Raw genomic sequence first — 26,572 nt, 5'->3', positions numbered from 1 at the left:
TTGTCTGAAATCCTGCTGCCTTGGGCTAGAAACTTTCGATCCCGCTGCGCATCAGCCGCGACAACTCGCGGCCGGACCTGATCTCAATACATTTGGCCGTGGCCCGCCCGCTTGAAAGAGCGTTCCTGTCCTTGCCGGCGAACATCCCGTCGTACCGAAGTGTCCACCACACAAGGTCGCGCCGAAATCCATTGCGCCGAAGAACCCGGTAAAGGCGCAGCAATCGCGGCGGGGAGAGCCGAATGATGGCTTCCGCCCGCTGCACCCGATCGGCATATGTGCGGGTATTGCCGCCTTCGATGATCCATCGGTCCTTGGCAGCCATACGGCGGACCCGGCCATCTATCTCATCATCAGACCGGAGTTTCCCATCCCGATCCCAGACAGCCTCATCCACGGAATAGAAAGGCAACGCATATTTCTCCGCGAGGCGGCTTGCCACCCAGGTCTTTCCCGACCCGGGACCACCTATGATCATGATCCGGGAAATTGTCATATTCCACCCTCGGCCCCTTCGGCACCCAGGGCAGCCCGCAAAGGGAGACGACTGCCGAATTGCGCCTTCAAGCCAATCGTCAGCCTCTCAAAACGCCCCATCATACGCCCGCCGTTCAATCCGGCAGGCCAGCAGCGTAAAGCCGTCGCGGCTCAAGGCCGCTTCGGCTTCCGCCTTCAGATCCGACGCATTTTCGATCCACACACCGTGGCCGCCGTAGGCCTTGGCAACCGCCGGGAAATCGGTCTCGCCGAAATCGACGCCCACATTAGGCCGCTGGCTGGAGCGTTGTTTGAGTTCGATGAGAGAGAGGCTTGTGTCGACCAGCACGCAGATGATGACCGGGAGGTTCAGATCGCGCAGGGTGGAGAGTTCGCCGAGGCACATTTCCAGGCCCGCGTCGCCGACGAAGGCGATGACAGGAGAGCGGCCCTCGACAAGCCGGTGGCCCATGGCGAGCGGCACGGCGCAGCCCATGGTGCACAGGGCCGAGGATTGCAGCATGCCGCGCGGGTTGGGGCAGCGCCAGATCTGGCTGACGAGGATGCGATGCGCGCCGCTGTCGGCGGTTGCGACCGTGTCGGCAGGCAAGGTGTCGCGCAGCGTGTGGAAGACCGTTCCCGGTCCCCAGCCGGAGGGCTCCGGCGCGAAGGCCTTTTCGAGGTCCGCCCTGATCCGGGCAGGTTCTCCGTCCGGCCATGACGGCTTGTCCGCAGCCCTGGCCGCGCTCAGACGTTCAAGCGCCGGGGCGACGGCGCTGCGCAGGGTGGCCGAGACGGCGTGCATGCCGTGGGTGCGCAGGACCGGGGTCACATCGATCACCGGGGCGTCCGCCGCCCATGGGCTCCGCCAGTTGATGCGCATTTCGATGGGATCGTAGCCCAGAAGCAGAATGCAGTCGCTGCGGTTGATCAGCGGCAGCAGGTGGTTGTCTGCTTTCGGGGAGAGCCCGGCGCCGCCCAGCGCCAGAGGATCGGCCTCCCCCAGAAGGCCCTTGCCCTTGTAGCTGGTGACCAGCGGCACGCGGAATGTCCGGCAGAAATCGGAAATGACGGCGGAGGCGATCTCGTTCACCGCATCGACACCGGCAATCGCTATCGGCCGTTCTGCTTTGGCAAAGAGTTCCAATGCGGTTTCGAGATCCGGCCCGGCGGCCGGGGCCAGCGCTGCGGGGCCGGAGCGGAAGCTCTTCGACCAGGCTTCGTCCGTTTCCGTTTCAGCAACCCTGATAGGCACGTCGATATGGACCGGGCCCGGCTGGCCGTCGAGGGCGATGGCGAGCGCTTTTTCCATCATGACGTCAAGCGCGCCCGAGCGGGCGGAAAAGCTCGCCTTGACGATGGGGCGCAGCAGCTGCTGATGATCGAACACCTGATGGGTGTAGCTCTCGGCTTCGCCGTGGTCGACACAGCCGGTCAGGAAGATCAGCGGCACGCGGTCCTGCCAGGCATTGGCGACCACATTGACGGCGTTGGCCGCCCCCGGCCCCAGCGTTGCCAGCAGAACGCCGGGCGCGCCGTTCGCATGCCAGCCGCCCTCGGCCATGAAGCCGCCGGCGTTTTCATGTTTCACCAGCACGAATTCAAGGCCGGCCTGATCGAGCGCCTGCATCAGCGCCAGAACCTCGCCGCCGGGAATGCCGAAGGCATGGCGGCAGCCGGCGGCAAAAAGCTTGCCCGCGATGATATCGGCGCCTGTGGTCATTTCGCTGCGTTCCCTTTTTGCCCGGCCGAAGCGCCGAGATCGACAATGCCTTTTTCTGCGAGCGCCGACAGCGCCGCTTCGTCCAGTCCGAGAAGACGGCTGAGAACGTTTGCCGTGTCCGCCCCCAGAACTGGTGGTGCGCTCCTGTAGGAGACCGGCGTCTTTTCAAGATTGATGGGGGAGCCGATCAGGTCCACGCCGCCGCTGAGGGGGTGCGGCAGGGAGATGCGCATCTCCCGTGCAAGCACCTGCGGATCGGCGAAAACGTCGGCAAGATCGTTCACCGGTCCGCAGGGCACGCCCGCGGTCTCCAGAAGGGAGATCCATTCCGCGGCCGTCTTTTCGATGGTCAGGCGGCGGATCAGCGGAATGAGCTGCTTGCGGTTGCGCACCCGGTCGGCGTTGCGGGCATAGAGCGGATCGGCCGCCAGCTCGGGGGCACCGGCGATTGCGCAGAACTTTTCAAATTGCGTATCATTGCCGACGGCCAGAATGAAGGACCTGTCGGCGGCCGGGAAGGTCTCGTAGGGCACGATCGCCGGATGGCCGTTGCCGATCCGGCCGGGAACCTCACCGGAGATCAGATAGGCGACGCCCTGGTTGATCAGCCAGGAAACCTGGGCATCCAGAAGCGAGATGTCGATGGACTGGCCTTCGCCGGTGGTGTTGCGGTGATTGAGCGCCGCAAGGATGGAGACGGCCGCATACATGCCGCACATGACATCGGCGATGCCGGTGCCGCATTTGGTCTCCGTGCCGCCTTCCTCGTCCGGGAAGCCGGTCAAAGACATGATGCCGCCCATGCCCTGAGCGATAAAGTCATACCCGGCGCGCTGCGCGTAAGGGCCGGTCTGGCCGAAGCCGGAAATCGAGCAGTAGATCAGCTTGGGATTGCGCGCCTTCAGCGTCTCGTAATCCAGCCCGCGCCGCTTCAGGTCGCCGACCTTGAAATTCTCGACGAGGATATCTGCCTTTTCGGCAAGATCCGCGATCAGCTTCTGGCCTTCCGGAGCCGCCAGATCGATGGCGAGGGAGGCCTTGTTGCGGTTGGAGGAAAGGTAATAGGCGCTTTCCGCCGTCTCGTTGCCCTCCCCGTCCTTCAGGAACGGAGGCCCCCAGCCACGGGTATCGTCGCCACGGCCCGGCCGTTCGACCTTGAGGACCTCGGCCCCGAGATCGCCGAGGATCTGGGTGCAGGTCGGCCCGGCCAGAATGCGCGACAGATCGAGGACGACAAGACCGGAGAGCGCGCCGGGCGCGGAGGAAGACTTTGACAAGGGCCACCTTGGGTCACGGGTTCAGGAACATTCCGGTAAAGGCCACACGGCAACCGCCCGCGTCAACTCCACCCGGGCGCGGGTGACAACAACACGGCTCACATTCCTGTCAGAATTCTTGCCGGAGAATATTTGACCAACGCACCCACGCCGTCCCGGCCTTGAGCCGGGACCTTTGAGCTAGCGGTTCGAAGATGGCCCCGGCTCAAGGCCGGGGCGGCACGACGGTGGGGGTTGCGCACAGGCCGGTCTGCCATCCGAAGATGACCCCGGCTCAGGGCCGGGGCGGCACAGCGGAGGGGGGTGCGCCCAGGCTGGCCGCCATGGTTCAGGTCTTGCGGTTCCATCCCTTCATGTCGCTCAGCTCCATCCAGGCCCGTTTGATCCACGCCGCCTGAACGCTGTGGCCGCCGCCATGCAGGCAGAGTTCCAGAAAGCCGGTTTTCGGCTGCCAGCGTTCGCATTTCAGATTGCCGTCCGTCAGCGTTTGCGGCTGCGTGCGGGCGAGACCGCTCTGGCGCAGCCAGACATCGAAACTCTTGAAGACGTCGCCCTGATGCCACTTGCCTCCCCCCAGCGCGCGGCCCGCGAGCGGCACCACCGTGTCCGTGGTGCCATGGACGTGGAAGAGATAGGGCGCGGCGGTCGGGCATTCCTCGGGCAGCGGTTGCCAGAAGGCGCCGGCAATCGGCGCGTAGCCCGAGAACCGGCCGGAATCCGAGCAGGCAAGATACCAGGTCATGAACCCGCCCGAGGAGAACCCGGACAGAAGCGTGCGGTGCCTGTCGACGCCGAACCGGCTGGACAGATCGTCGAGGATCGCGTCGAAGAAGACGGCCTCATCGCGCAGATTGCGGGGCGCGGTCGGGAAGGACCAGGTGCCGTTGATGCCCTGGACAGCCACGAAGGCCACCCCCAGCTCGTCCGCCATGCGCTGGAAGTTCTTGTTGCGCAAGGCGTTCACGGCCTTGCCGCGATGGCCGTGGAGATAAAAGATGGCGCCCAGAGGTTCGCCGTTCTTGCGGATCTCCGGCAGCGTTCGCGGCAGGTGAATGAAGTATTCCCCGTTCTTGAGCTCACAGGGCGTTTCCTCGCCGCATGTGCCCTTTTCCGCCGCCAGGGCGGCGGACGAAAACAGCCCGGCGGCCAGAAAGGCCGCGCAGGCGATGGACTGAAGAAATTTCGAAAACAAAACCGGCTTCTGCAACATCTGGAATGGTCCGATCCGATCAGCGGCGAGCCTGTCTCGACCACCGCCCAGCATATCGCCAAAGAATGCGGGAGCGACAGCACTTGTCCGGACGCGGGCGTTCACAAGTCAGAGAGCTTCGGGAAGTCATCTAGGGGTCCATACCCTAATCCCAGGTGCCTTCGGTCGGGATATTGATGGTCTTGCCGCAATGTTTGCAGTGGACCGCATCGGGATCGTGACGGCTCAGCCCGCAATCCGGGCAGGGCGCGTAAACCTTTGCCGGCCGGAAAATCGTCTGCACCAGGCGCAGGAACAGGGCGACGCCGAATATCATGATGAGGACGCTCATCAGGCGGCCGACGCTGTCGGTCATGGTGATGTCGCCGAAGCCGGTGGTGGTCAGGGTCGCGACCGTGAAATAAAGCGCGTCGAGATAATTGTTGATGTTCGGATTGCGGTCGTCCTCCACCACGAAGACAAGGGCCGTGACCACGAAGATGAACACCACGAGATTGACCGCCGACTGGACGATCTCCTCGTTGCTGCGGAACCATTTGGAGGCCGAGCGCAATTCCTTCAGCAGGTGATAGGAGCGCATCAGCCGCAGCATGCGGACAACGCGCAGGAAGGCGAAGTTCTCGAAGAAGGCCGGCGCGACAAGTGACATGATCACCACCACATCCGCGAAGGACGTGAAGCTGAGGATGTAGCGCCCGGGCTTTGCCGCCACGATCAGCCGGGCCGTGAAGTCCAGGACCAGCACCACCGCGATGGAATAATCCAGCCCGTGCTGAAGCCGGTAGGGATCGATCACCGAGGAGACGATGAAATAACCAATGGTAATCAGATCGAAGGCCAGCAGCGCGTAGCGGAAGATCTGCGCCTTTGTGGAATGCCCGTAATAAAGCTGGCGCAAAAAGGCTCTCAAACCGGACATTGCTTCCGCCATCGGCACCGCTTCCTCATGTGTTCGCTTCCGCCTGAAGAGGCAAACGACAAGAGGCGGGGGCAAAAGTCAATCCGCGTGTTGCACGGTTCATGGTGGCATTCGTGCGGAAGCCGCATGATCCTCATGCGAACAGGTTGTTTATTCCGGGGACTGTCTGCCCTAATAGGAGCCATCTTGAACACCATTGGCCGATTGGGCCGAAAGACAGGAAAGTTACATGTTCGATTTGTCGGGACACGTTGCGCTGGTTACCGGCGCGAGCCGCGGGATTGGCGAGGCCGCCGCGCGGAGCCTTGCGAAATACGGAGCCAGGGTGGTTCTGGCCGCCCGCTCCGGCGATGACATCGACCGGATTGCCCGGGACATCGGCGCCAAGGCCGCGGCCGTCACATGCGATGTGGCCGATTACGGCGCGGTGGCCGGGGCCGTTCAGTTTTGTGTCGACACCTTTGGCGGCATCGACATTCTGGTGAACAATGCCGGGGTGATCGAACCGATCAGCCGGATCGAAACCTCCGATCCGGACGCTTGGGACAAGGCCATCGATATCAATGTGAAGGGTGTCTATCACGGCATCCGGGCCGTGGCTCCGCATATGCTGGAAAAGGGCTCGGGCACCATCGTCAACATCAGTTCCGGCGCCGCGGCCGGGGCGCTGGAAGGCTGGAGCCACTATTGCTCGTCAAAGGCGGCGGCCCTGGCGCTGACGCGCTGCGGAGACAAGGAATTCGCCGACAGGGGCCTGCGCGTCGTCGGCCTCAGCCCCGGAACGGTCGCCACCCGGATGCAGGTCGACATCAAGGCTTCCGGCGTCAATCCGGTCAGCCAGCTCGATCCTTCGGTCCACATTCCCGCCGAATGGGTGGGAGAAACCATCTGCTGGCTGTGCACCGCCGCGGGCGACGCCTATCGCGGCGTCGACTGCTCCCTGCGCGACGAAGATGTGCGCAAGGCGGTCGGGCTGGTCTGAGTGCTTCTGGAAGTCGGCGGCGTTGAAATGGCCGCCGGAATCAAAAGAGGGCCGCAATTGCGGCCCTCCCATGAGATCGACGTGACACGAGGTCCGGATCAGATCCCGACGAAACCGTTCAATGCAAGAGGCTGCTCCAACATCGTTCCAGTCCGCCCAGACACATGGGCCACGTTCGGATACTCATTAGACATGGGCACACCTCCTTTCAGTTGTTGATGACCTGATTAATGTGAGGTGGTTCTACCGGTTTAACAAGCCTAAAAATCCGGCCGGTGCTGCCTTTCAAACGTGCATCTCCCGGCCTGTTACCGGGAAGACACAGCCTTTTGCGCGATTTTCATGAAGACCGCGTCCAGTTCCGCGGCCAGTTCGGCAAGCGCCTGACCGCCCTCGTCCATGTAGGGCGCGAACACCAGAGCAGGCGTTTTCCACGACAGGGTCGCCGTGCCGCCGCTGTCTTCGCTCACGTAAAAGCGGATCGGCGCCTCGATGCCGGCGGCAACCGAAGCTTCCAGCATGCGCACCGCGTAGTCGTTGCGGTAGACGCCGATGACCCGGTTGCCCGGGATCGTCAGGCCACGCCCCTTGGCGCCGGCCGAGGCGCTTGCCTGGGTCACCACAATCATGCCCTCCGCCTTGACGGCGGCCTGCAGCTTCTCCACCAGATCGTCATAGGCAAGGGTTGTCGGCATCACCTGCCAGCCCTCCCGGGGCGCGATACTGTCCGCCCGGGCAAGTCCAGTGACAAGTCCCGGGGCAAGCGACATCATCACAATGAAACAGCTCAGCAAGCGCATTTTCTCATCTCCCGCATTTTTCTCGTATCGTTCACGGGACCTTAGCGGGCCTTCGGTCACAGGCGTTTCACAATCGGGTGTTGGGCGGTGGTGGGCAGTGAGGGGCGGCGTGAACCGGCTGCGCTCATCCCATCCCAAGGCGAAGCCGCAGGCGCGTTCCGACAAGACTGCCGAGAAAGCCGAACACCAGCCACAGCCAGCCGTGCAGGGAGCCCGACACCAGCCCGCCGAGATAAGCGCCGATATTGCAGCCATAGGCAAGGCGGGCGCCGTAGCCCATCAACAGGCCTCCGGCGAGCGCGGTCAGGATATCCCGCTTGCCCAGTTGCCAGACGGGCGCGAAGCGGCCCGCCAGCGCGGCGGCGACCATGGCGCCCAGAATGACGCCGAAATCCATGACCGACGTGGTGTCCCTCAGAACGGAGTTTTCCAGCGCGCCCAGTTGCCAGCTCCAATAGGGCCAGGTGTCGACGGGAACGCCGAACGCGTGAAAGAACTTCGCGCCCCAGAGCGCGAAGGCGGAGGTTATGCCCCAGGGCCTGCCGACCACCACAAAGGTGGCGATCCCCACCACGGCCAGCATGACCGCCCCCAGCATGGGCGACCAGGGTCCGGTCAAGAAGGACCGCGTCCGGGGCGGGGCGGCGATCCCGCCATGCGCCCGTTTTTCGATCCGGACGGTCGCGATCGCCAGGAACCCGAGCACCACGGCGGTCGCCAGGAAGGCTCCCTGCGGGCCCAGTTCGCGGATCAGCGAGACGGGCGGCAGCTTCGGCAAGCGGCCCCACAGGTGCAAGTGGGCGGTCGCGGCAACCGATCCCAGGACAAAGGCCGCCAGCGTGATCATCATCCTGGTGGAGCCGCCGCCGGCGGTAAAAAGGGTGCCGGAGCCGCAGCCACCGCCGAGTTGCATGCCGATGCCGAACATGAATGCGCCGATCGCGGCGGCGATGCCGAAGGGAAACACAAATCCGCCGACCGGCCAGCCAAGCGCACCGCCCCAGGCGATCAGCGGAAACGAGACCGCGCTTGTCAGCAGGATGAGAACGAACTGGGCGCGCAATCCACCGCCGCGTCTTTCGGTGACGATCCGCCGCCAGGCGGAGGTGAAGCCGAAGCTGGCGTGGTAAAGCGACAGGCCGGCCAGGCCGCCGATAAGCACGGCAGCCGCCTGCCGCGGTCCGGCTTCACCGTAGGCACCGAGCGCAAGCAGCGCCATGAGGGTGGCCGCGATGCCGATGACGGCTCCCTGGGATCTTCGGACAGATATCGCCATTCTCTAAGGTCCTGTGCACACCCTGTGCGCGCAACGGCTGTCAGCCTCGCACCATCGGAGTTCATTCCGCAACGCAAGTGTCCGCCCCGGTCTACACAATGCCAACACCTTTTTGTGTTTTGCAGTTCAAGTAAAGGCTGCGGATTTTGGGCGCTGACATATTATTCGGCTGGCGTTCGCCGCAGCGCGATCCGCGCGCAAGGCGCGCAATCCGCCAGCCCGGGAAACAAAAAGGCCTGTCATGCGTCTAAGCGATCAATTCGGGTATGATCTCACCCTTACGGACAAGGACGCCGTATCGGCCTGGAATGCGACCGTGAACGCCTTTCTGGCCCACGGGAAAACAACGCCGCAACATCTCGAGACCTGCCTTGGCCTCGCCCCCGACTTCGCACTCGCACACGCCACCCGCGGGCTGTTCTGCCTGTTGCTGGCGCGCAAGGAACTCAATGCGACCGCACGGGAATGCCTCGAGGTCGCGCGCGGCTCCGCCATGCACACGCCGCTGACGGAACGCGAAACGGCGGTCGTCGACGCGCTGGACAGCTGGCTGAAGGGCTTCCCCTCGCGCTCCGCCGATATACTGGACGCCATGCTGGTGAGGGTTCCCGAAGACGCGCTGATGATGAAGCTGGTGCATGCCATCCGCTTCGTCATGGGCGATGCGGCGGGCATGCGCCAGTCGATAGAGCGCGTCTTTTCGGCCTACGGCGACACCCATCCCGCCTATGGATACCTGCTTGGCTGCCGGGCCTTCTCGCTGGAAGAGACCGGGGACTACCGGCAGGCCGAAGCCCTGGGGCGCAAGGGGCTGGAATTTTCCCGCGACGACGCGTGGGGGCTGCATGCCGTCGCCCATGTGCATGACATGACCGGCCGTTCGGAAGAAGGCGCAGGCTGGCTGGAAAACCATCCCGACGGCTGGGCCCATTGCAACAATTTCGGCTATCACGTGTGGTGGCACCTGGCGCTGATGTATCTCGACCAGAACAATCCGGACAAGGCGCTGGCGCTTTATGACGCGGAGATCCGCAAGGACAAGACGGACGACTACCGCGACATCTCCAATGCCGCCTCGCTGCTTGTCCGGCTGGAGCTGGAAGGCATCCCCGTGGGAACAAGATGGGACGAACTGGCGCTTCTGTCCGACAAGCGCGCCGAAGACGGCTGCAATGTCTTCGCCGACCTGCATTATCTGATGGCGCTGCTCAACGGCGGGCGGCGCATGGGTGCCGACCGGCTTCTCGCCGGCCTCAGGATGCGGGCGCAGAGCGAGACCGATATCGGCCATGTCACCGCCGAAGCGGGTCTGCCGACCGGTCTCGGCCTGGAGCAGTACCGGAAGGGCAACTACGCCTCGGCCTTTACCCTCCTGGCCTCCGCAAGAAACAATCTTCACATCATCGGCGGCTCTCATGCCCAGCGCGACGTCTTCGAGCGGATCACCATCGATGCCGCCCTGCGCGCCGGATTTTCTCCCGAAGCGGAAAATCTGCTCAAAAGCCGCACCCGCAAGCGCGGGGCACTTGACAGATTTGCCGAACAACGTCTTGAAATCTGCGATAAAATGCATCGCGCCCAACGCGTGATGGAAGACAAGAAACTCAGGGCCACGGATTCGGTATAAGACCCGGGCTCCCCGAAGGGTGAGCAACCTTTCCCTTTTCAGGCGTCGTGCCATGGAAGCGGTCCGGCCTCATCCCATGCATCAGCTGGACCAAACGTGAACGCTCATTCTCAAACGAAACGCCCCCGCGATCCGCGGCTCGATTTTTTCCGCGGCCTCGGCATGTTCATCATCTATGTCGCCCATGTGCCAGGGAACTGGTGGACCTTGTGGATTCCCGCCAGGTTCGGCTTTTCCGACGCGACGGAAATCTTCGTCTTCTGCTCCGGCATGGCCTCGGCGATCGCCTTCGGCAAGATCTTCGACGTTCACGGCTGGGGCATGGGCGCCGCCCGTATCCTGCACCGCATGTGGCAGGTCTACTGGGCCCATATAGGCCAGTTCCTGCTGATCGCCGTCGGGCTGGTGATGCTGCATGAAAGCGGTTACCTGACCAGTTGCTGCGGCCTGACCCAGGATTATGTGGCGTCGCTGAACCTCTGGCACCTTTTCGACAATACCAGCGTCGCCCTGCCGGGGATCCTGACGCTGACCTGGGTGCCGAATTACTTCGACATCCTGCCCATGTACGTGGTGATCCTGTCGCTGATCCCGCTGATCATGCTGGCGTCCCGCGTATCGGTGAAAGTGGCCTTCGCTCTGTCCATCGGCCTCTGGCTTGCCTCCCAGTTCGGCCTGCTCAACCTGCCCGCGGAACCCTGGTCGGACCGGAAGTGGTTCTTCAACCCGTTTGCCTGGCAGATGCTGTTCTTCACGGGATTCGCCTTCATGCGCGGCTGGATCCCCGCGCCGCCCGTCAGCCGCAAGCTGATGGTTCTGTGTGCCGCCATCGTGATCGTGACAGTTCCCTTCGCCTATTTCCGCGTTCACCTCAATGTGGAATGGATCCAGGAGATCCGCGAATCCATCCGCCCCTTGTGGATCAAGACCGAGTTCGGCCTGTTCCGCTATATCCACTTCCTGGCGCTGGCCTATCTCGCCTGGGTCGCGGCGGGCGAGCACGGCAAATACCTGCTCGGGCATGGCGAGCTCTGGGGCCGGTTCGTGCGGGTGGTCCAGAAGGTCGGCCAGCAGTCGCTCGCCGTCTTCATGGCCAGCCTGGTGATCGCCCAGGCGGCCGGATTGCTGCGCGACATGGTCTGGGGACGCGGCGACTGGATCCCGCAGATCCTCTCGAACCTTCTGGGTTTCGTGGCGCTCATCGCCGTTGCCTATACCGTCTCCTGGTACAAGAGCGAGCCCTGGCGCAAACCGCCCAAAGTCTCTTCCGACGGCTCCCGTGAACCACCCCAGCCGGGAGTTCGGGACGCTTCTGAACCAAAGGCGAAAACGCAAGCGAAAGAACCGGAGCTTACCTGATACCCGGGAGCGTTTGGCCGGGATCTCACGGCAGGGCCGGCTCAGGGCCGGGACGGCGCCGTGGGTGTGGCTGCAAATGCCATGACCTGTCCCTTGAACAAAAACACCGGCACATGGCCGGTGTTTTTGCTTGTCACGTTCTGCTCGTTACTCAGTGCAGCGAGGCCATTTGCAGGTCGGCCTCGAAGGCGTTGGCGACCGCGGCTTCACGGCTGTCGGCAAGCAGGATCGGCGTCCCGTCAGCGTTGAGCAGCGCGTAGAGCGTCATGTTGTCGTGCAGCGGCGGGACATCCGGGAACATTTCCTTGAGGTCACGCGCCTTGATCGGCTTGATATAGGCAACATCGCCCGTGCCGAGCTCCGTCAGCTCGTCAACGGACATGAATTCAGACAGAATTTTGCGGTCTGTCCACACCGGCATCTTGGTATTGTGCATCAGTCATTCTCCATCCGTTAGCCGACGAGGGTCTATTCGCCGCTGGAGATTTCTATTTTTCTTATAACACGTTCCGGTTCGGGACGTGCGAGATCAATGGACAAAAGCCCATCTTTCAGGTCGGCGCCGAGGATTTCGATCCCCTCGGCCAGGACAAAGGCCCGCTGAAACTGCCGGGCGGCAATACCGCGATGCAGATATTGCCTGGACTTGTCATCGACCTGACGGCCCCGGATGACAAGCTGGCTCTCCTCTACGGAGACATCAAGCTGGTCTCTGGTAAATCCCGCGACAGCCAGCGTGATGCGGATGGTATCGCCCTGATCGTCCGTTTTCGGCAATCTTTCGATGTTATAGGGCGGATAACCGTCATTCGCGGCCTTGGAGACGCGGTCGAGCACGCGCTCGATATCGTCAAACCCGAGCATGAACGGGCTAGAAAACGCTGACATGCGTGATATCCTCAAAGTCCTCGTTGAAGCGACCTTGCATCCGGACCCTTAGATCAGGCATCCGGACCGGAACCCACCGGCTCCATTCGCTATTAAATATGGAGCTTCGTTAAATTTGATTCAAGGAGGGCGGTTTTTCCGCTCTTTTTAGCTCCACCTACAGAAATTTCACTACCCGTCAGGAGACAAAAGCGGATCTTGTTTCAGCATCCTCGCGAGAGCGGAGACCGCATGGCGCACAGCCGGCTCATGGCGTTCATCCTGGTGCATGACCAGCCAGCGCTCTGTTCTCAGGCTCTCGATGGGGTCCGTGATCCGGACCAGATCCGGATAGGCATCACCGACAAATGTTGGCAGTAGCGTCCGGGCGTATCCCTTGCGCACGAGAGACAGCGCCAGGGTTGCGTTGTTCACCGTGATATCGACCTCTTCTCCATGGTTCTCCTTGAGCCACAGACCTGTCGGGAAATGGGCCTCGTCCTCCACCAGACCGATCCAGCCAGGCTCACCGCCGGGAGGAACGTCTTTTGCCTGATAGGCCGCATGTTCAACTTGCCCGACCTTTTGTCCCGCGAGCCAGGCCTGCTTGGGCCGGTCGTTCCTGACGCCGATATCGATCTGGCGTCTGGCGACATCGCGGTTGCGCAGATCGACCAGAAACTCCGGCACCCAGTCCGATCCAGGCGACCAGAAGCCGGCAATGTTGTCGATCAGGAGGCGCGTGGTCCAGTCGCCGGCGGAAATGCGGATCCGGCGGCGGACCCTGCCGCTTTCCCGCCAGGTGGCGATGGACCGGGCGGCCTGATCCATGTCTTCCAGATGCAGGAGCAGATCGCGCCCGGCTGCCGTCAGCCGGTAGCCCCGGGCTTCGCGCTCCACGAGACGCACGTTCAGGCTTTTCTCCAGGGCGGACACCCGCCGTCCCAGGGTTGCCGCGCTGACACCGGTTTTTTCCGCCGCACCCGCCAGGCCTCCAGCCTTGGCGACAGCGAGGAACAGCCGTAAATCCTCCCAGTCCGTATTTCGTTTCATTTTTGCAATCTCGATTTCAGTTAAAAAACAGTTCTGTAGATCCCTCTTATGAGAATATCCAAGAAATCCTTCCCAAGGAAAACAGAATTGACAAGGCCTGTGCCATGCTCATTTTCCCTTCAATATCCTTCATTCACAGCATTCCCGAGGACGCTCCGCTCGCCTGGAACGATCCGCGAAGGGGTATCTTCCCGCACCACGCGCATTTCTGGCCAGAAGACCTGCCGGAACACATCAAGTTCGAGAGGATGAACCGGGCGCTTGTCCGCGAACAACGCCGTCAGTTGCGCAGGCAGATATTCCGGACCGCCTGGGGCTGGCTCAAATTTCAAAAATCATCGCCAAGGGCGCCTGACGGAACGGGTTGCGTTGAACCCGGTCCTCCCGCAGCGGGCGCGAAATGTTGCGGACGTTGCCCCAGCCAGGTCACGGGCTCATAAATGAGGATGAAACGGCATCGGGCCGGATGACGGGTCTTGAACCGAGCCATTTCCTCCCGTTCGGCAGTCCGTGGCCTGAAGCCCGCGAGACACGTTTTTTTCATCGCGCGGCAACTTGCGCGACGCGGCAAGAGACGTCACTCTTGCCGCCCGTTCATTCCGTGTACCCGCCTTCTGTCCCATGAGTTTCCCGATGACCCGCGACGAGTTCGACGCCTTTTGCCGCCGGTTGCCCGCAACCACGCATGTCGTGCAATGGGGCAACGCCTCGGTGTGGAAGGTCGGCGGCAAGATCTTCGCCATCTGCTCGACCTGGGGTGAAGGCGACTTCCCCCGGTTCAGCTTCAAATGTTCCGACATCTCCTATGCGCTGCTGATCCAGCAGGAAGGCCTGATCCCGGCCCCTTACCTCGCCCGGGCGAAATGGGTGCAGATGGAGGAGGACGGCGCGCTCGACGACGACAGCCTGAAAGCCTATATCGAGGCCGCGCACAAGATCATTTCGGCAAAGCTGACCCGCAAACAACGTAATGAGCTCGGCCTTGCCGTCTGAACGCGCCCTGAAATGGCGGTCGCTCGGCCTCCTCATGCTGGCCGAAATCGCCGCCATGAGCCTGTGGTTCATGTCCGCCGCCATCCTGCCCGATCTCACCCGCGAATTCGGAATTTCCCCGTTCCGGCAGGCAGCACTGTCCAGCGCCGTGCAGATCGGCTTTGTCGCCGGGGCTCTCGTCTCCGCGTCCCTGGGGCTGGCCGACAGGATCGATCCGCGGCGCCTGTTTGCGTCCTGCGCGATCCTTGCCGGGCTTTTCAACGCCAGCCTTCTGATTGTGGAGCCGGGCGGCGCGGCCTCTATCGTGGCCCGGTTCGCGACCGGCGCCCTGCTTGCCGGGGTCTATCCGGTCGGCATGAAAATCGTCGTCGGCTGGGGTCAGAAGGATCGTGGATTTCTGGTCGGCATGCTTGTCGGCGCGCTGACGTTCGGGTCGGCCGGACCGCATCTTCTGGCCCTTCTGGGGGGCACGGACTGGCGCTGGAGCCTGACGGTCGCCTCGATTGCCTCCGCTGTGGGCGGTGTCCTGTGTCTTCTGACAGATCTTGGCCCCTATCACGCCCGGGCCGCGCGCATGCAGGTCCGGGCGATCCTGACGGCCTGGACCAATCCGCGTATCCGCTATGCCTATGCCGGCTATCTTGGCCACATGTGGGAGCTTTATGCCATGTGGGCGTGGATCGGCGTTGCTCTTGGCGTTTCCTTTTCCGCTCATATGGGACCGGAGACAGCCGTTCCGCTCGCCCGCCTGATTGCATTCGCGGCCATCGCGGCGGGTGGCGCCGCCTGCATCGTGGCCGGTCTCGCCGCCGACCGGATCGGCAAGGCGAATATCGCCATCATCGCCATGGCCGTCAGCGGAACGGCAGCCCTTGCCTCGGCCCTCACCTTCGGCGGCCCGGTCTGGCTGACGATTGTCTGCGTTCTCATCTGGGGTGCGGCGATCCTGCCGGACTCGGCACAGTTTTCCGCGCTTGTCGCTGATTACGCCCCGGCGGACCAGGCCGGCAGCCTGATGACGTTCCAGACCGCGCTCGGATTCGCACTGACGTTCTTCACCGTGCAACTGACCCCGCTCGGCGTCGATCTCATCGGCTGGCCGGGCGTGTTCGCGCTTATGGCCATCGGTCCGGTGTTCGGTATATTGGGGATGCTGAGGTTGAAACGGATTTTGAAAAGCGCCATGAAACCGTGACGGATCGAGACTTCAAAATACTTTCTATCTGTCTGCCAATATTCTGGCCACTCTACCTTCTTATTCAAGAGCTTAGATTTGAATCGAAATCTGTCGGAAAAGTGTTCATAGCTCTGATCTTTATGACCATTCTTTTCTTCATACTACTCATAAAAAGGAAAAGAAAACAGAGAAACCCCTCATTTTTCAATGAGCTAGTGGTCTGCGTGATCGGCTGGACTTCATATTTTGCGCTATTTTCCATCAATCCGGACCTCAGACTGCTGAGCTCCATTTTTGTCGGTTTGCTGCTAGTCTCAGGCTACACAGTGCTCCTTGCGCTGGCGATTTTCATGCAGAAAATCGAAGAGGGAGACCGCTTGCTATGAACCGTTTAGAAATTCACTCTCCCTTAGATAGCTAGTCCTTCTCCATCACCAGCTCGAACTCCGAATACCCAAAATCCCGCCCGTTGATCCTGAGACTGACGGCCTGCTTACCAGCGTAATAGACCCTTGTGGTGATCGGCCGGATCGCGTGGTTTCGGGAGAGTGACACGCTCTCGCCGGGCCGAAGGCTGAGCTTCGTCCACTTGAACACCTTCGGCGCTAGCGCGCCATTGGCCTTCTTGAAGTGCACCAGGTAGTCGAGCACGAGGTCCTGGGGCGCCGACCCAGTCGACACCAGGTCGATGTCGAAGCTGACGGCATCCCCGTAAGCAACCTGCGGCGTCGAGATCCGCAGACCCTCGACACGGATTTCCGGCGGATTGAGACCGAAGGCCGTGAGGGTTGGCGCGTGCCCCTGCTTGATCAATGACCGGCAGGCATGACGGACCAGTTTCCGGCGGTTCTTATCCGTATCCTTCAGCCAGCGCGCGGCAATCTCCGCCACCAGATCCGGATGGTCCTTGGCAATGTCGTTCAGATGGTTGGCGACGGAGCGGCGGACGTAATCTTCCGGATCGTCCTTCAGCGCGTCCAGCAGCGGCAGGGTCGGCGACGGGTCCTCCACGAGGCGCCTGAGCCGCATGCCCCAGGGCAGGCGCGGCCGGGTACCCTCTGAAACCAGCCTGCGGACATGCACGCTCGGGTCCCTGACCCAGGGCGCCATGATCGCGAGGGCCCGGTCCTGATCCTTGTCAAGGAACGGACGAACGTCGAATTCAGCCGTCGCCCTCTTAGTCATTTCCTTCAGAAGCGCGAAGGACTTTTCGAAATCATCGAGACCGGATCTGGAAACGACCATGCCCAGCGGCATGATCCCCCAGCCGCGGATACCCTTGTCGTCGCTGCCCCGGTCGAAGGCGATCTCCGTTACCGGATGCAGGACAGCTTCCAGAACGGCGAAGCGCGCGCGCAGACCCTCCGGTAGATGGCGGTCCGTCACATCGGCAATATGCGCGGCCCGCTGTTTAAGCTCCAGTTGCTCCAGATCTGACAGGATCTCCGCTTCATAGGCCTGCCTGTCAAAGCCGCTCACATGCCGCGCAAAGTGGCCGCCGAGACAGCGCACGAGGTCCGGCGAGATATTGTTCTTGAACGGTTCCATGCGCGTGCTCCTGTGACGGTCCCCGAACGATGTGCCAGAAGCCGCGCGGCGATCCAAGTCGGAAGGAAAGGGATTCCTGACAGTGCATGTCAGGAGAAAACAAATCGATCTTCTGGAGCGTCGGATGCCCCCATCAATCCCCCGTTCAGTCACTTTTCAGATGATACCCGCATCAGAGGCAACAACGCCTTGCAGCAAATAAGGGCAGTCACCCCGGACCTGATCCGGAGCCTAATCATTTCCAGAGCGGCAGGGTTGGAGACAGGAGTACACCGGCGCGGCATTGCCCGTTCCGACAAATATGCCGCGAGCAACGCGGATTGGATCCCCGATCAAGTCGGGGATGACCCCGGAAAGGATGCATGGCGGCGGCCGTATCGAGGCCGGCCTTCCAAAAAGGCCACCCCGGTTTTCCGGGGTGGCCTGTTCGGGTCCGGAGACCCGTTTCGGTCCGCCGCTGCGGTCCGTTGTTCGGATTTCATGTGTCATGCCATCCGGCAGTCAGTCGATCCGGCGGCCGGTTTCCGCGTCGAAATAATGGACATGTTCCGGCGCGACCTTGAGGGTGAGCTTTTCACCGGCCGGATGGACCGCGTGGCTGGAGACGCGCACCACGATCTCGGGACCGCCCTCTTCGAAGCTGGCATAGATGAAGCTTTCCGCGCCAACCGGTTCGAGCACGTTGACGGTGACCTCAAGGGTTATTCCCTCGCCCGCTGCCGCACCGTCGACGACTTCCATGTGTTCGGGACGGATGCCGACGGTGTAGCCGTCGCGGCCCTTGACGTTCGCACCGGAGAGGCCCGTACCGCTGACAAGTTCCAGGCCGCCGCCATTGGCTTTGACTTCCAGAAGGTTCATCGCCGGCGAACCGATGAAGCTGGCCACGAAGGTGGATGCCGGATTGTCGTAGACCTCGATCGGGGCGCCGATCTGCTCGATATTGCCGCCATTCAGGACCACCAGCCGGTCGGCCAGGGTCATCGCCTCGAGCTGGTCGTGGGTCACATAGACACTGGTGGTGCCGAGCGCCCGCTGCAGGCGCTTGATCTCCACGCGCATCTGCACGCGCAGCTTGGCGTCGAGATTGGACAGCGGCTCGTCGAACAGGAAGGCCGCCGGTTCGCGCACGATGGCCCGGCCCATGGCGACACGCTGGCGCTGGCCGCCGGACAGCGCCCGGGGTTTGCGGTCGAGATACTCGCCTATTTCCAGGATGCCGGCGGCTTCCTTCACCCGGCGGTCGATCTCCGCCTTGTTCATGCCCCGGTTCTTCAGACCGTAGGCCAGATTGTTATAGACCGACATATGCGGATAGAGCGCATAGTTCTGGAACACCATGGCGATGTCGCGGTCGGCGGGGTCGATATTGTTGACCACGCGCTCGCCGATCCTGATGTCGCCGGTGGTGATTTCCTCCAGGCCGGCGACCATGCGCAGCAGGGTCGACTTGCCGCAGCCGGACGGGCCGACAAGGACGATGAACTCGCCGTCCGCGATGTCGATGGAAACGCCTTTGACCGCTTCCACATTGCCCGCATAGACCTTGCGGACCGTGTCGAGAGTAATCGTTGCCATTTTCGTCTGCGTCCTTACTTGTCGCTCTCGACGAGCCCTTTGATGAACCAGCTCTGGAAGACGACCACGATCACGACCGGCGGCAGCATTGCCAGGATCGCCAGGGCCATTGCCTGATCGTAATCGGGGATCTGCGCGCCCACCCAGACCTGCAGGATCTGCTTGATGCCGCGCACCAAAGTGAAGAAACTCTCGTCCGTCGTGATCAGCGTCGGCCAGAGATACTGGTTCCAGCCGTAGACGAACATGATGATGAAGATCGCCGCGATCATCGTCTTGGAGATCGGGACGAGGATGTCGATGAAGAATTTCCACGGTCCCGCCCCGTCGATCCGCGCCGCCTCCAGCAGTTCGTCGGGCACGGAGAGGAAGAACTGCCGGAAGAAGAACGTGCCCGTCGCCGAGGCGATCAACGGCACGATCAGCCCGGAATAGGTGTTCACCATGCCGAGCTTCTGCACGATCTCATAGGACGGCAGGATGCGCACTTCCAGCGGCAGCAAGAGGGTGCAGAAGATCACCCAGAAGCAGAACGAGGCCATCGGAAAGCGGAAATAGACGATGGCGTAGGCCGCCAGCATGGAAATGACGATCTTGCCGATGGCGAAGCCGAAGCCGAGGATCAGCGAGTTCTTCAGCATCACCATGCCGTTGACTTCCTTGGTGAAGCCGCCGGCCCTGGTCAGCACGGTGCCGTAAGCGCTGAGGCCCTGGTCGCCGATCGAATACTGAAGCCCTGTCCGGTAGATGGTGACCGCGTCATGGGTCGATGTCAGGAACGCCAGCACCACGGGCGTGACCATGAAAAAGACACCGGCCAGCAGAATGATGTGATCCGAGATCTGCAGTCGTTTCATTTCAGCCCCCGTCAGGTGTAATGCACGCGCCGTTCGATCAGGCGGAACTGGATGATTGTCAGGATGAAGACCACGATCATGAGCAGCACGGACTGCGCGGAGGATCCGCCCAGATCGTTACCGCGGAAGCCGTCGAGATAGACCTTGTAGACCAGCGTGACCGGGTTGTTGCCCGGCTCGGTCTTCAGCACCACGTCGATGATGCCGAACGTGTCGAACATGGCGTAGGTGATGTTGATGATCAGCAGGAAGAAGCCGGTCGGGGCGAGCAGAGGAAAGGTGACCGTCCAGAACCGGCGGAAACCAGAGCGGCAATCGATGCTGGCCGCTTCCTGCACGGATTTGGAGATGCTCTGCAGGCCCGACAGGAAGAAGATGAAATTGACGGGGATCTGCTTCCACACCGACGCGACGATCATCGCGAAGGCGGTGTCGTAATAATCGACGCCGATCTGCAGATGCCAGCCGAGCAGGGCCACGAACTTGACGATCGGGCCGACATGCTGGTCGAAAAGCAGGATGCCGATCAGCCCGGCGACGGGCGGCGCCACGGCATAGACCCACATCAGCAGGGTCTTGTAGGAGGAGGCCCCGCGCAGGACCTTGTCCGCCTTGACCGCCAGCAGCAGAGCGGCGCCGAGCGACAGGATCGTGACGAGGAAGGTGAAGACCCCGGTGAACCGGGCCACCCGGCCGTAGTTGGTGGACGTGACCGTATCGACGAAATTGTCGAAGCCGACAAAGGTCGAGCCGAAACCGAACGGATCTTCCAGGTAGAAGGACGAGCGCACCGCCTCGGCCGCCGGCCAGAGGAAGAAGACCGCCACGATCGCAAGCTGCGGAAACAGCAGCAGATAAGGGACCGCCGGCGTGTTGAATTGGACTTTTTTCATCGCCTCACCGCGAACGACGTGGCGGGCTTTCCGGTTACCCGGACAGGCCCGCCACATTTAGTGGAATGAGGATGCCCGAAGGCACCCTCATCTTGATGGTCGCAAAGTGGAGATCAGTTGTCGATGGTCTTGGCGAAGCGGGCAAGCAGCTTGTCGCCGTCAGCCTTGATGGTCGCGAACGCTTCATCGACGGAAGCCTCACCGGAGAAGACCTTGCCGAGTTCACGGTTCATGACGTCGCGGATCTGGACATAGAAGCCCATCCGGTAGCCCTTGGTCCACTCGCCGCCCGGCAGGGACAGCTGCTGGATGCCGACTTCGGCGGCTGGCGTGCGCTCGTAGTGACCGTCCTTCTTGGCCAGTGCGTAAGCGGCTTCGGTGATCGGCACGTAGCCGGTTTCCTTGTGCCACATGTACTGGACTTCCGGGGTCGTCAGGTATTCGAAAAAGGAGGCAACGCACTTGTTCTCTTCATCCGACTTGCCGGACATTGCGAACAGGGCGGCACCACCGATGAAGGAAGCCTTGTTGGCGCCTTCAACGGACTCCCAGTAAGGCAGGAACGTTGCGGAGAACGGGAAGTCGACGGTGTCGGCGATGCCGCCGAAGGAGCCCGAGGAACCGATCCACAGAGCGACCTTGCCTTCGTTGAACGGCTGCTGGTTGTCCGCCCAGCCGGTGCCGTAATAGCCGAAGAGACCTTCGTCGAGCCACTTCTTGGCGGCCTTGAAGTGGTTCTTGATCGGCTCGCCGAAGACCAGTTCGGTGCCGGTCGCGCCTTCATAGCCATTGTTGTTGGTTGCGAACTGCAGGTTGTGACGGGACTTGAAGTTCTCGACGAATTCCCACGGCAGGTGAGACTGAACGAACGGGATGTAACCGGCTTCCTTCAGCTTCGGAGTGATCGCCTCGAATTCCTCGTAGGTTTTCGGAGCTTCGACACCGGCCTTTTTCATCGCATCGTCGTTGATGTAGAGGATCGGCGCGGAAGAGTTGAACGGCATGCCGATCATCTTGCCGTCGCTGTCGGCGTAGAAGTAGCGGACACCGGCGATGTAATCTTCGATGTTGAAGGGAACGTCGTTCGCCTTCAGCAGGTCCTCGACCGGCACGACGGCGCCCTTGGCACCGATGATGGTCGCGGCACCGGCGTCGAAAACCTGGATGATGTTCGGCTGCTCGCCGGCGCGGAACGCGGCGATGCCGGCGGTCAGCGTGTCTTCATAGCCGCCCTTGTAGACCGGGGTCAGGCTGCAGGCGTCCTGAGAATCGTTGTAGTCGGTGGAAATCTGGTTGACGACTTCGCCGAGCTTACCGCCCATGGCGTGCCACCAGGTGATGTCGGTCGCCGCATAAGAAGCGGAGGAAGTGCCCAAAAGGGCAGCCGCAGCCACCAGGCTGGCGACAGTCTTACGATAAGCCATGTTCTTTGCTCCCATCTAGCGGGGCGTGAAGGCCCCGGTCAGCAGTTGGTCTCTTTCACGATGCCGAAATGGCTCTGTCAGCATCAGAAACGATAACGCCTGCGTTTCGTATTGTTTTCATATGAACGTTATATGACGCTCATATGAACATTAAAAGACGCCATGACCGCGTCCGCAAGCAGAAACGGTTTTAAATCTGTAAAACCCGGTCCTGGTCCCGTTTTCTTGCTGGATCGCGGGTCCGGCCGGCCGCGCGAATCTCTCGCGTCCACCCTCCTCGAGAAGACGGAAGAGTCATTTCAGACGGTTATGCGCGTTGAAGGTTAGACGGCTCATATGAAACTTGAACGCTGTTCATATGAACAGACGGCGACATATTCCCAAGCCTATGAATCCGCGCGGGATTCCGCTCCCGCAAGCCGGACAGGCTTATTGCCTGCCGAAAATCCGGCGTTTGGTGCTGGCCGAGGAATGCAGGATCTTGTTGAAGAGGTAGTGCCTGGCGCGCATTTGGACAAAGCGGAACGCGTATTCCAGCCTGCCGGTCAGGCTCCTGCGCGCCCGGGGCCCCGGGGTCAGGTGTCTGACGATGCGGCCCTCGGCGCAGAGCCGCTCGGTCCACTGGCGCTCCGCGTCCCAGTCATGGGTGTGCTGCTTGCCCTGATGGGTGAAGCCGAACAGGTGGATCTCCGCCTCGGGATAGACGTCCAGAACCTCGGCGATGATCGATGCACCCGATGTCGGATTGCTCTGCTCGAGCGCGTCGAATTCCTTCAGATGGGCGCGGGCCCTGGTGACAGGACCGAAGCCAAGGTAGCGCGGCCTGCACTCGCGTTCGAACAGCCAGTCAACCCGGCCGTTCTCCTCGATGTCGTTTACCCAGACTTCCGGCGAACGGTGCAGGGCCAGCGGGTTGATCCGCTTGCTCATATAGACGCGCGCCCGGTTGAGCATCAGGGCATCGACCCTCTGGCCCGCCGCCCCGCAGGCCGGCGCGCTGTTGAAGCGCAGCACGAAATCCGCGGCGTCGATCAGCGCCGCATCGGCCTGCGAAACAGGTCCGTTGCCGACGATGGAAATCGTCCTGATCGGCCCTAAGTCCGGAATGCCGCCCGTCATCGCATGTTCCTGAATTGCTGTGACGGGCCGTATAGCAATCCCACCCCCGACCGGCAACGGCTGTTTGCGGGGGAAGAGGGGGACCGGATTGTCATCCCCCCGGTTCTGGCGAGTGCGGAAGTAGCTGTCCCACGCTCTGAGTCATCCCCGATTCAATCGGGGACCCAATCCACCTCGCGAAGCGGCAGAGTTTTTGCTATCGCACGGTGGCCCGGATCCGTCGCACGGCTTTGCCCTATCCTTCCGCTCTGGAAACGAGTAGGCCCCGGCTCTGCGCTGCGCTTGGCCGGGGTGACCACCTTTATGCGCTGCTCTGCCCTGACAGCTTCTCGGCCGCCATCCGGTCAATGAGGGAGCCGATAATGAAGACATGCCGGTTGCATGAAAGCCGGTTCCGCACGCGGCCGGCTTCCGTTAGGTTCGATTGCCAGAAGAAACCGGTGCAGCAGACGATGTCCCTGAAATTCTCCTCCGCCTTTCCGCTGAAGAAAGCCCGTGCCCATGAAGTGTGCGGCGACGGCGCGCTGGCGTTTGCCGCCATCAGCGCAGGGCTTTGCGAAGGTGCCGTCGTGTGGGTGTCGGAGCACCGGCAGCCGGTGGTGAACCCGGAAGGGCTTTTTGCCTATTGCGATCCGGGCCGGCTGCTCGTCACCCGCGCCGACAGCCAGCTGAACGTGCTGGCCAGCGCGGAGACGGCGCTGCGCTCCGGGGCGGCGGGCCTTGTGGTCGCCGAACTCGGCGGCGCCATCGGCCTGACGGAAGGCCGGCGCCTGCAACTGGCCGCCGAAGCCGGCGGCACCACGGCGCTGCTGGTCATTCCGGAGGGCGCGGGAAGCAATGCGGCGGAAACCCGCTGGCGCTGCACGGGTCTTCCGCCGGATACAGGCGGTTCTTCCGATCTGCCTCAACGTCAAAACTACCCTCCGCAAAACGGTCCCGACTCGACTCGCTGGCGCTGGTCGCTTATAAAGAACAAAATAGGAACATTGTCTGAATGGATTGTAGGTTGGGATGCAGCGGCGCATCGTATCATTGTGGTTTCCGAGGCTGGCGGCTGAGCGCTCCCTACGCGCCCGTCCCGTCGACGCGCCCTTTGCGCTGAGCCTTTTTGACCGCAATTCGGAGCGTATCCACGACCTTTGCCCGCGCGCGGAAAGCTTCGGCCTGCAGCGCGGCATGACGCTGGTTCACGCGCGCAGCTTCTGCCCCGGCCTGCTGACGCGGGCCGCCGATCCGGACGCCGACCAGCGGTTTCTGCGCATTCTGGCAAGATGGGCGACGCGCTATTGCCCCTGGGTGGGGCTCGACGGCCGGGACGGGCTTTTTCTGGACATCACCGGCTCGGCCCATCTCTTGGGCGGCGAGGAGCCGCTTCTGGGTGACATCCGCGCCCGGCTGGCACGCGCCGGCCTGTCCGCCCGCCTCGGCCTTGCCGGGACGCCGGGGGCAGCCTGGGCGCTGTCGCACTTTTGCGAAGGCATTGCGCCGCCCGGCGAGAACCTGTCGCGCATAGGCTCGCTGCCATTATCGGCCCTGCGCCTTGCCGACCAGACCTGCACCAGCCTGGAGCGGCTCGGCATCGCGACGGTGTCCGACCTTCACAACCTCCCCCGGGCCACCGTCGCCCGGCGCTATGATCCCGATGTGCTGCGCCGTCTCGACCAGGCGCTCGGCGCGGTCGGGGAACAGATCTCCCCCCTGCAGGACGCGCCAGGCTTCGCGGCCCGCCTCACCCTGCCGGACCCCATCGGCCTTCTGGACGATGTGATGGCCGGCGCCCGGCGCCTGATCGGCCATATGTGCACCCAGCTGGACGCGGCGCAGAAGGGCGCGCGCATGCTGAGGCTGACCTTCCGCCGGGTGGACCAGGAAAACCGCTCGGTCGAATTGCGCCTCGCCCGGCCGATGCGCGATCCGGATCGCATCGCGGCGCTGTTCGAGCGCGGCGTCGGCGCGGTGGATGCCGGCTACGGTATCGACATGATCCGCCTGGAAGCGGTGGAGATCGAGGCGCTCGGCATGCGCCAGCTCGACCGCGCCCAGAACCGGGAAAAGGACAGTCTCGACGATCTCGTCACCCAGCTCGGCAACCGGCTGGGGCTGGAGAACATCCTGCGCTTCCAGCCCGTCGACAGCCATATTCCCGAGCGCAGCTTCACGCTCGTGCCCGCCGCCGGCAGCCGCCCCGCCCCGGCCTGGCCGAGCCGCCGTCCCCGGCCCCTGAGACTGTTTGCCCCCGAACCGGTGATCGCCTCCGGCGCCGGGGGCCACCAGGGGATGGAGCCGCCGTCCCGCTTCCGCTGGCGCGGCCGCTTTCTGACCACCATCGGCGCCGAGGGCCCGGAGCGGATCACCCCGGCGTGGTGGGAAAACGACGATGGCTGGCGCGGCGGCCTGCGCGATTACTGGCGCGTGGAAACCGGCGAGGGCCGGCGGCTGTGGCTGTTTCACACCCCCCAGGCGCCACGGGCCCCGGGATGGTTCGTGCAAGGGGAGTTCGCCTGATGCCTTGCTCCTTCGCCGCTCGCGCATTCTCTCCCCCCTTGAGGGGGAGATGTCCCCGCAGGGGACAGAGGGGGGTATCGACCTCCCGGCAAACACAGCCTTTCAGAATACGCCGCACCGCTTCACCCCCCTCTGTCAGCTATGCTGACATCTCCCCCTCAAGGGGGGAGGGAGGTGTTCGCCGCGCGGCCAGGCTTCCCTTTGACACCGGCAGACATCGCTGCCGTCCCGGCCTCGAGCCGGAACCTCCTCGGCGTACCCTCAAGGCGAGGCCCCGGCTCAAGGCCGGGGCGGCGGAGCGTATGCGGCGGCAGGGAGACGGTGTGTCAGGCAAAGTCTGGTCCCACCCCGGCACGGTCATCCCCGGCTCGACCGGGGATCCAATCCACCGCCCCGTACATCCGGAAAGTTGGAAAGGGCACGGCACGGCCGCAGCACTTGCGCCAAAACCGCAACGCTCTGCGAACGAGTGGATCCCCGGTCAGGCCGGGGATGACCCGGGAGGATGCTACCCTCCCCCATATCCAAAACATCGGGAAGGGCATGGCTGGACCTCGGAGCCTACGCTTGGTTGGAGAGACACCGGCAGACATCGCCGCCGTCCCGGCCTCGAGCCGGGACCTCTTCGGCGTGCCTCCAAGGCAAGGCCCCGGCGCAAGGCCGGGGCGGCGCGGCATATGCGGCGGCAGGGAGACGGTGTGTCAGGCAAGGTCTGGTCCCACCCCGGCGCGGTCATCCCCGGCTCGACCGGGGATCCAATCCACCGCCCCGTACATCCGGAAAGCAGGAAAGGGCACGGCACGGCCGCAGTGCCTGCGCCAAAACCGCAACGCTCCGCGAACGAGTGGATCCCCGGTCAGGCCGGGGATGACCCGGGAGGGTGCTACCCTTCCCCATATCCAAAACAT

The 26,572-nt window shown here is 62.7% G+C and carries 23 protein-coding genes; 7 read left to right on the top strand and 16 right to left on the bottom strand.

Annotation, left to right across the window (positions count from 1 at the left end):
• Positions 1-25 precede the first annotated feature (25 nt).
• The 5 genes from CLV41_RS03280 to CLV41_RS03260 form a co-directional block, all read right to left on the bottom strand.
• The gene (locus tag CLV41_RS03280) at positions 26-496 is read right to left on the bottom strand and encodes a P-loop NTPase family protein (protein ID WP_103220816.1); all 471 of its coding nucleotides are present in this window, start codon (positions 494-496) and stop codon (positions 26-28) included.
• Positions 497-583: 87 nt separating this feature from the next.
• Positions 584-2,200: a thiamine pyrophosphate-binding protein gene (locus tag CLV41_RS03275; RefSeq protein WP_103220815.1), complete on the bottom strand. Its 1,617-nt coding sequence runs from the start codon at positions 2,198-2,200 to the stop codon at positions 584-586.
• On the bottom strand, positions 2,197-3,477 hold the full coding sequence (locus CLV41_RS03270) for a CaiB/BaiF CoA transferase family protein (RefSeq protein WP_103220814.1): 1,281 nt from the start codon (positions 3,475-3,477) through the stop codon (positions 2,197-2,199). Before CLV41_RS03270 ends, CLV41_RS03275 begins: the two co-directional genes overlap by 4 nt.
• A gap of 328 nt (positions 3,478-3,805) precedes the next feature.
• Complete coding sequence (locus CLV41_RS03265) at positions 3,806-4,669, bottom strand: alpha/beta hydrolase family esterase (RefSeq protein WP_208987246.1); 864 nt, start codon at positions 4,667-4,669, stop codon at positions 3,806-3,808.
• Positions 4,670-4,832: 163 nt separating this feature from the next.
• Positions 4,833-5,618: a potassium channel family protein gene (locus CLV41_RS03260; RefSeq protein ID WP_103220812.1), complete on the bottom strand. Its 786-nt coding sequence runs from the start codon at positions 5,616-5,618 to the stop codon at positions 4,833-4,835.
• 217 nt (positions 5,619-5,835) lie between these two features.
• Between CLV41_RS03260 and CLV41_RS03255 the strand changes: the two genes are divergently transcribed.
• Positions 5,836-6,588: an SDR family oxidoreductase gene (locus tag CLV41_RS03255; RefSeq protein WP_103220811.1), complete on the top strand. Its 753-nt coding sequence runs from the start codon at positions 5,836-5,838 to the stop codon at positions 6,586-6,588.
• A gap of 308 nt (positions 6,589-6,896) precedes the next feature.
• Here the strand turns inward: CLV41_RS03255 and CLV41_RS03250 are convergent, their stop codons facing one another.
• Positions 6,897-7,388, bottom strand: coding sequence for a DUF302 domain-containing protein (locus tag CLV41_RS03250; RefSeq protein WP_208987245.1), 492 nt, complete (start codon positions 7,386-7,388; stop codon positions 6,897-6,899).
• A 124-nt stretch (positions 7,389-7,512) separates the two neighbouring features.
• Complete coding sequence (locus CLV41_RS03245; protein WP_103220810.1) at positions 7,513-8,664, bottom strand: YeeE/YedE family protein; 1,152 nt, start codon at positions 8,662-8,664, stop codon at positions 7,513-7,515.
• Between the two features lie 241 nt (positions 8,665-8,905).
• Here CLV41_RS03245 and CLV41_RS03240 point away from each other — a divergent pair, with 241 nt between their 5' ends.
• Together CLV41_RS03240 and CLV41_RS03235 are read left to right on the top strand one after the other, a co-directional pair.
• A complete protein-coding gene (locus tag CLV41_RS03240; RefSeq protein ID WP_103220809.1) occupies positions 8,906-10,291 on the top strand; it encodes a tetratricopeptide repeat protein in 1,386 nt (461 codons plus the stop codon).
• Positions 10,292-10,453: 162 nt separating this feature from the next.
• Positions 10,454-11,650, top strand: a complete 1,197-nt coding sequence (locus CLV41_RS03235) for an OpgC family protein (RefSeq protein WP_103221507.1) — start codon at positions 10,454-10,456, stop codon at positions 11,648-11,650.
• Positions 11,651-11,801: 151 nt separating this feature from the next.
• On the opposite strand, the gene CLV41_RS03230 is transcribed toward CLV41_RS03235, so the two are convergent.
• The 3 genes from CLV41_RS03230 to CLV41_RS03220 all read right to left on the bottom strand — a co-directional run bounded on the left by CLV41_RS03230 (position 11,802) and on the right by CLV41_RS03220 (position 13,570).
• A complete protein-coding gene (locus CLV41_RS03230; RefSeq protein WP_408013442.1) occupies positions 11,802-12,086 on the bottom strand; it encodes a BQ00720 family protein in 285 nt (94 codons plus the stop codon).
• A gap of 32 nt (positions 12,087-12,118) precedes the next feature.
• Entirely contained in the window at positions 12,119-12,538 is a 420-nt protein-coding gene (locus tag CLV41_RS03225; protein WP_208987243.1) for an Hsp20 family protein, read from the bottom strand.
• Between the two features lie 171 nt (positions 12,539-12,709).
• Entirely contained in the window at positions 12,710-13,570 is an 861-nt protein-coding gene (locus tag CLV41_RS03220; protein ID WP_103220807.1) for a LysR family transcriptional regulator, read from the bottom strand.
• Between the two features lie 633 nt (positions 13,571-14,203).
• Between CLV41_RS03220 and CLV41_RS03210 the strand changes: the two genes are divergently transcribed.
• Positions 14,204-14,563: an MmcQ/YjbR family DNA-binding protein gene (locus CLV41_RS03210; RefSeq protein WP_103220805.1), complete on the top strand. Its 360-nt coding sequence runs from the start codon at positions 14,204-14,206 to the stop codon at positions 14,561-14,563.
• Entirely contained in the window at positions 14,553-15,758 is a 1,206-nt protein-coding gene (locus tag CLV41_RS03205; protein ID WP_208987242.1) for an MFS transporter, read from the top strand. Before CLV41_RS03210 ends, CLV41_RS03205 begins: the two co-directional genes overlap by 11 nt.
• Positions 15,759-16,157: 399 nt before the next feature.
• Here CLV41_RS03205 and CLV41_RS03195 read toward each other — a convergent pair whose 3' ends face one another.
• The 6 genes from CLV41_RS03195 to CLV41_RS03165 form a co-directional block, all read right to left on the bottom strand.
• Positions 16,158-17,288, bottom strand: coding sequence for a DNA alkylation repair protein (locus tag CLV41_RS03195; protein WP_103220803.1), 1,131 nt, complete (start codon positions 17,286-17,288; stop codon positions 16,158-16,160).
• Between the two features lie 501 nt (positions 17,289-17,789).
• Positions 17,790-18,866 (bottom strand): sn-glycerol-3-phosphate import ATP-binding protein UgpC, encoded by a 1,077-nt coding sequence (locus tag CLV41_RS03185; protein ID WP_103220801.1) that lies wholly within the window; start codon positions 18,864-18,866, stop codon positions 17,790-17,792.
• 14 nt (positions 18,867-18,880) lie between these two features.
• The gene (ugpE, locus tag CLV41_RS03180; protein ID WP_103220800.1) at positions 18,881-19,723 is read right to left on the bottom strand and encodes a sn-glycerol-3-phosphate ABC transporter permease UgpE; all 843 of its coding nucleotides are present in this window, start codon (positions 19,721-19,723) and stop codon (positions 18,881-18,883) included.
• Positions 19,724-19,734: 11 nt separating this feature from the next.
• Entirely contained in the window at positions 19,735-20,616 is an 882-nt protein-coding gene (locus tag CLV41_RS03175) for an ABC transporter permease subunit (protein ID WP_103220799.1), read from the bottom strand.
• Positions 20,617-20,729: 113 nt separating this feature from the next.
• A complete protein-coding gene (locus CLV41_RS03170) occupies positions 20,730-22,040 on the bottom strand; it encodes an extracellular solute-binding protein (RefSeq protein WP_103220798.1) in 1,311 nt (436 codons plus the stop codon).
• Between the two features lie 429 nt (positions 22,041-22,469).
• Positions 22,470-23,159: a hypothetical protein gene (locus CLV41_RS03165; protein WP_103220797.1), complete on the bottom strand. Its 690-nt coding sequence runs from the start codon at positions 23,157-23,159 to the stop codon at positions 22,470-22,472.
• 440 nt (positions 23,160-23,599) lie between these two features.
• On the opposite strand from CLV41_RS03165, the gene CLV41_RS03160 reads away from it, so the two are divergent.
• Positions 23,600-24,217, top strand: coding sequence for an ImuA family protein (locus CLV41_RS03160; RefSeq protein WP_208987241.1), 618 nt, complete (start codon positions 23,600-23,602; stop codon positions 24,215-24,217).
• Positions 24,171-25,664 carry a Y-family DNA polymerase gene (locus CLV41_RS03155; protein WP_170107103.1) on the top strand — a complete coding sequence of 498 codons (1,494 nt, stop codon included), beginning with the start codon at positions 24,171-24,173 and terminating at the stop codon, positions 25,662-25,664. The genes CLV41_RS03160 and CLV41_RS03155 overlap by 47 nt, the downstream gene beginning before the upstream one ends.
• Positions 25,665-26,572: the final 908 nt, after the last annotated feature.

This window comes from Roseibium marinum, from assembly GCF_002906165.1.
Classification (GTDB): Bacteria; Pseudomonadota; Alphaproteobacteria; order Rhizobiales; family Stappiaceae; genus Roseibium; species Roseibium marinum.
Note: the sequence above shows the minus strand (reverse complement) of the source record. Positions and strands in the feature narration are given on the sequence as shown.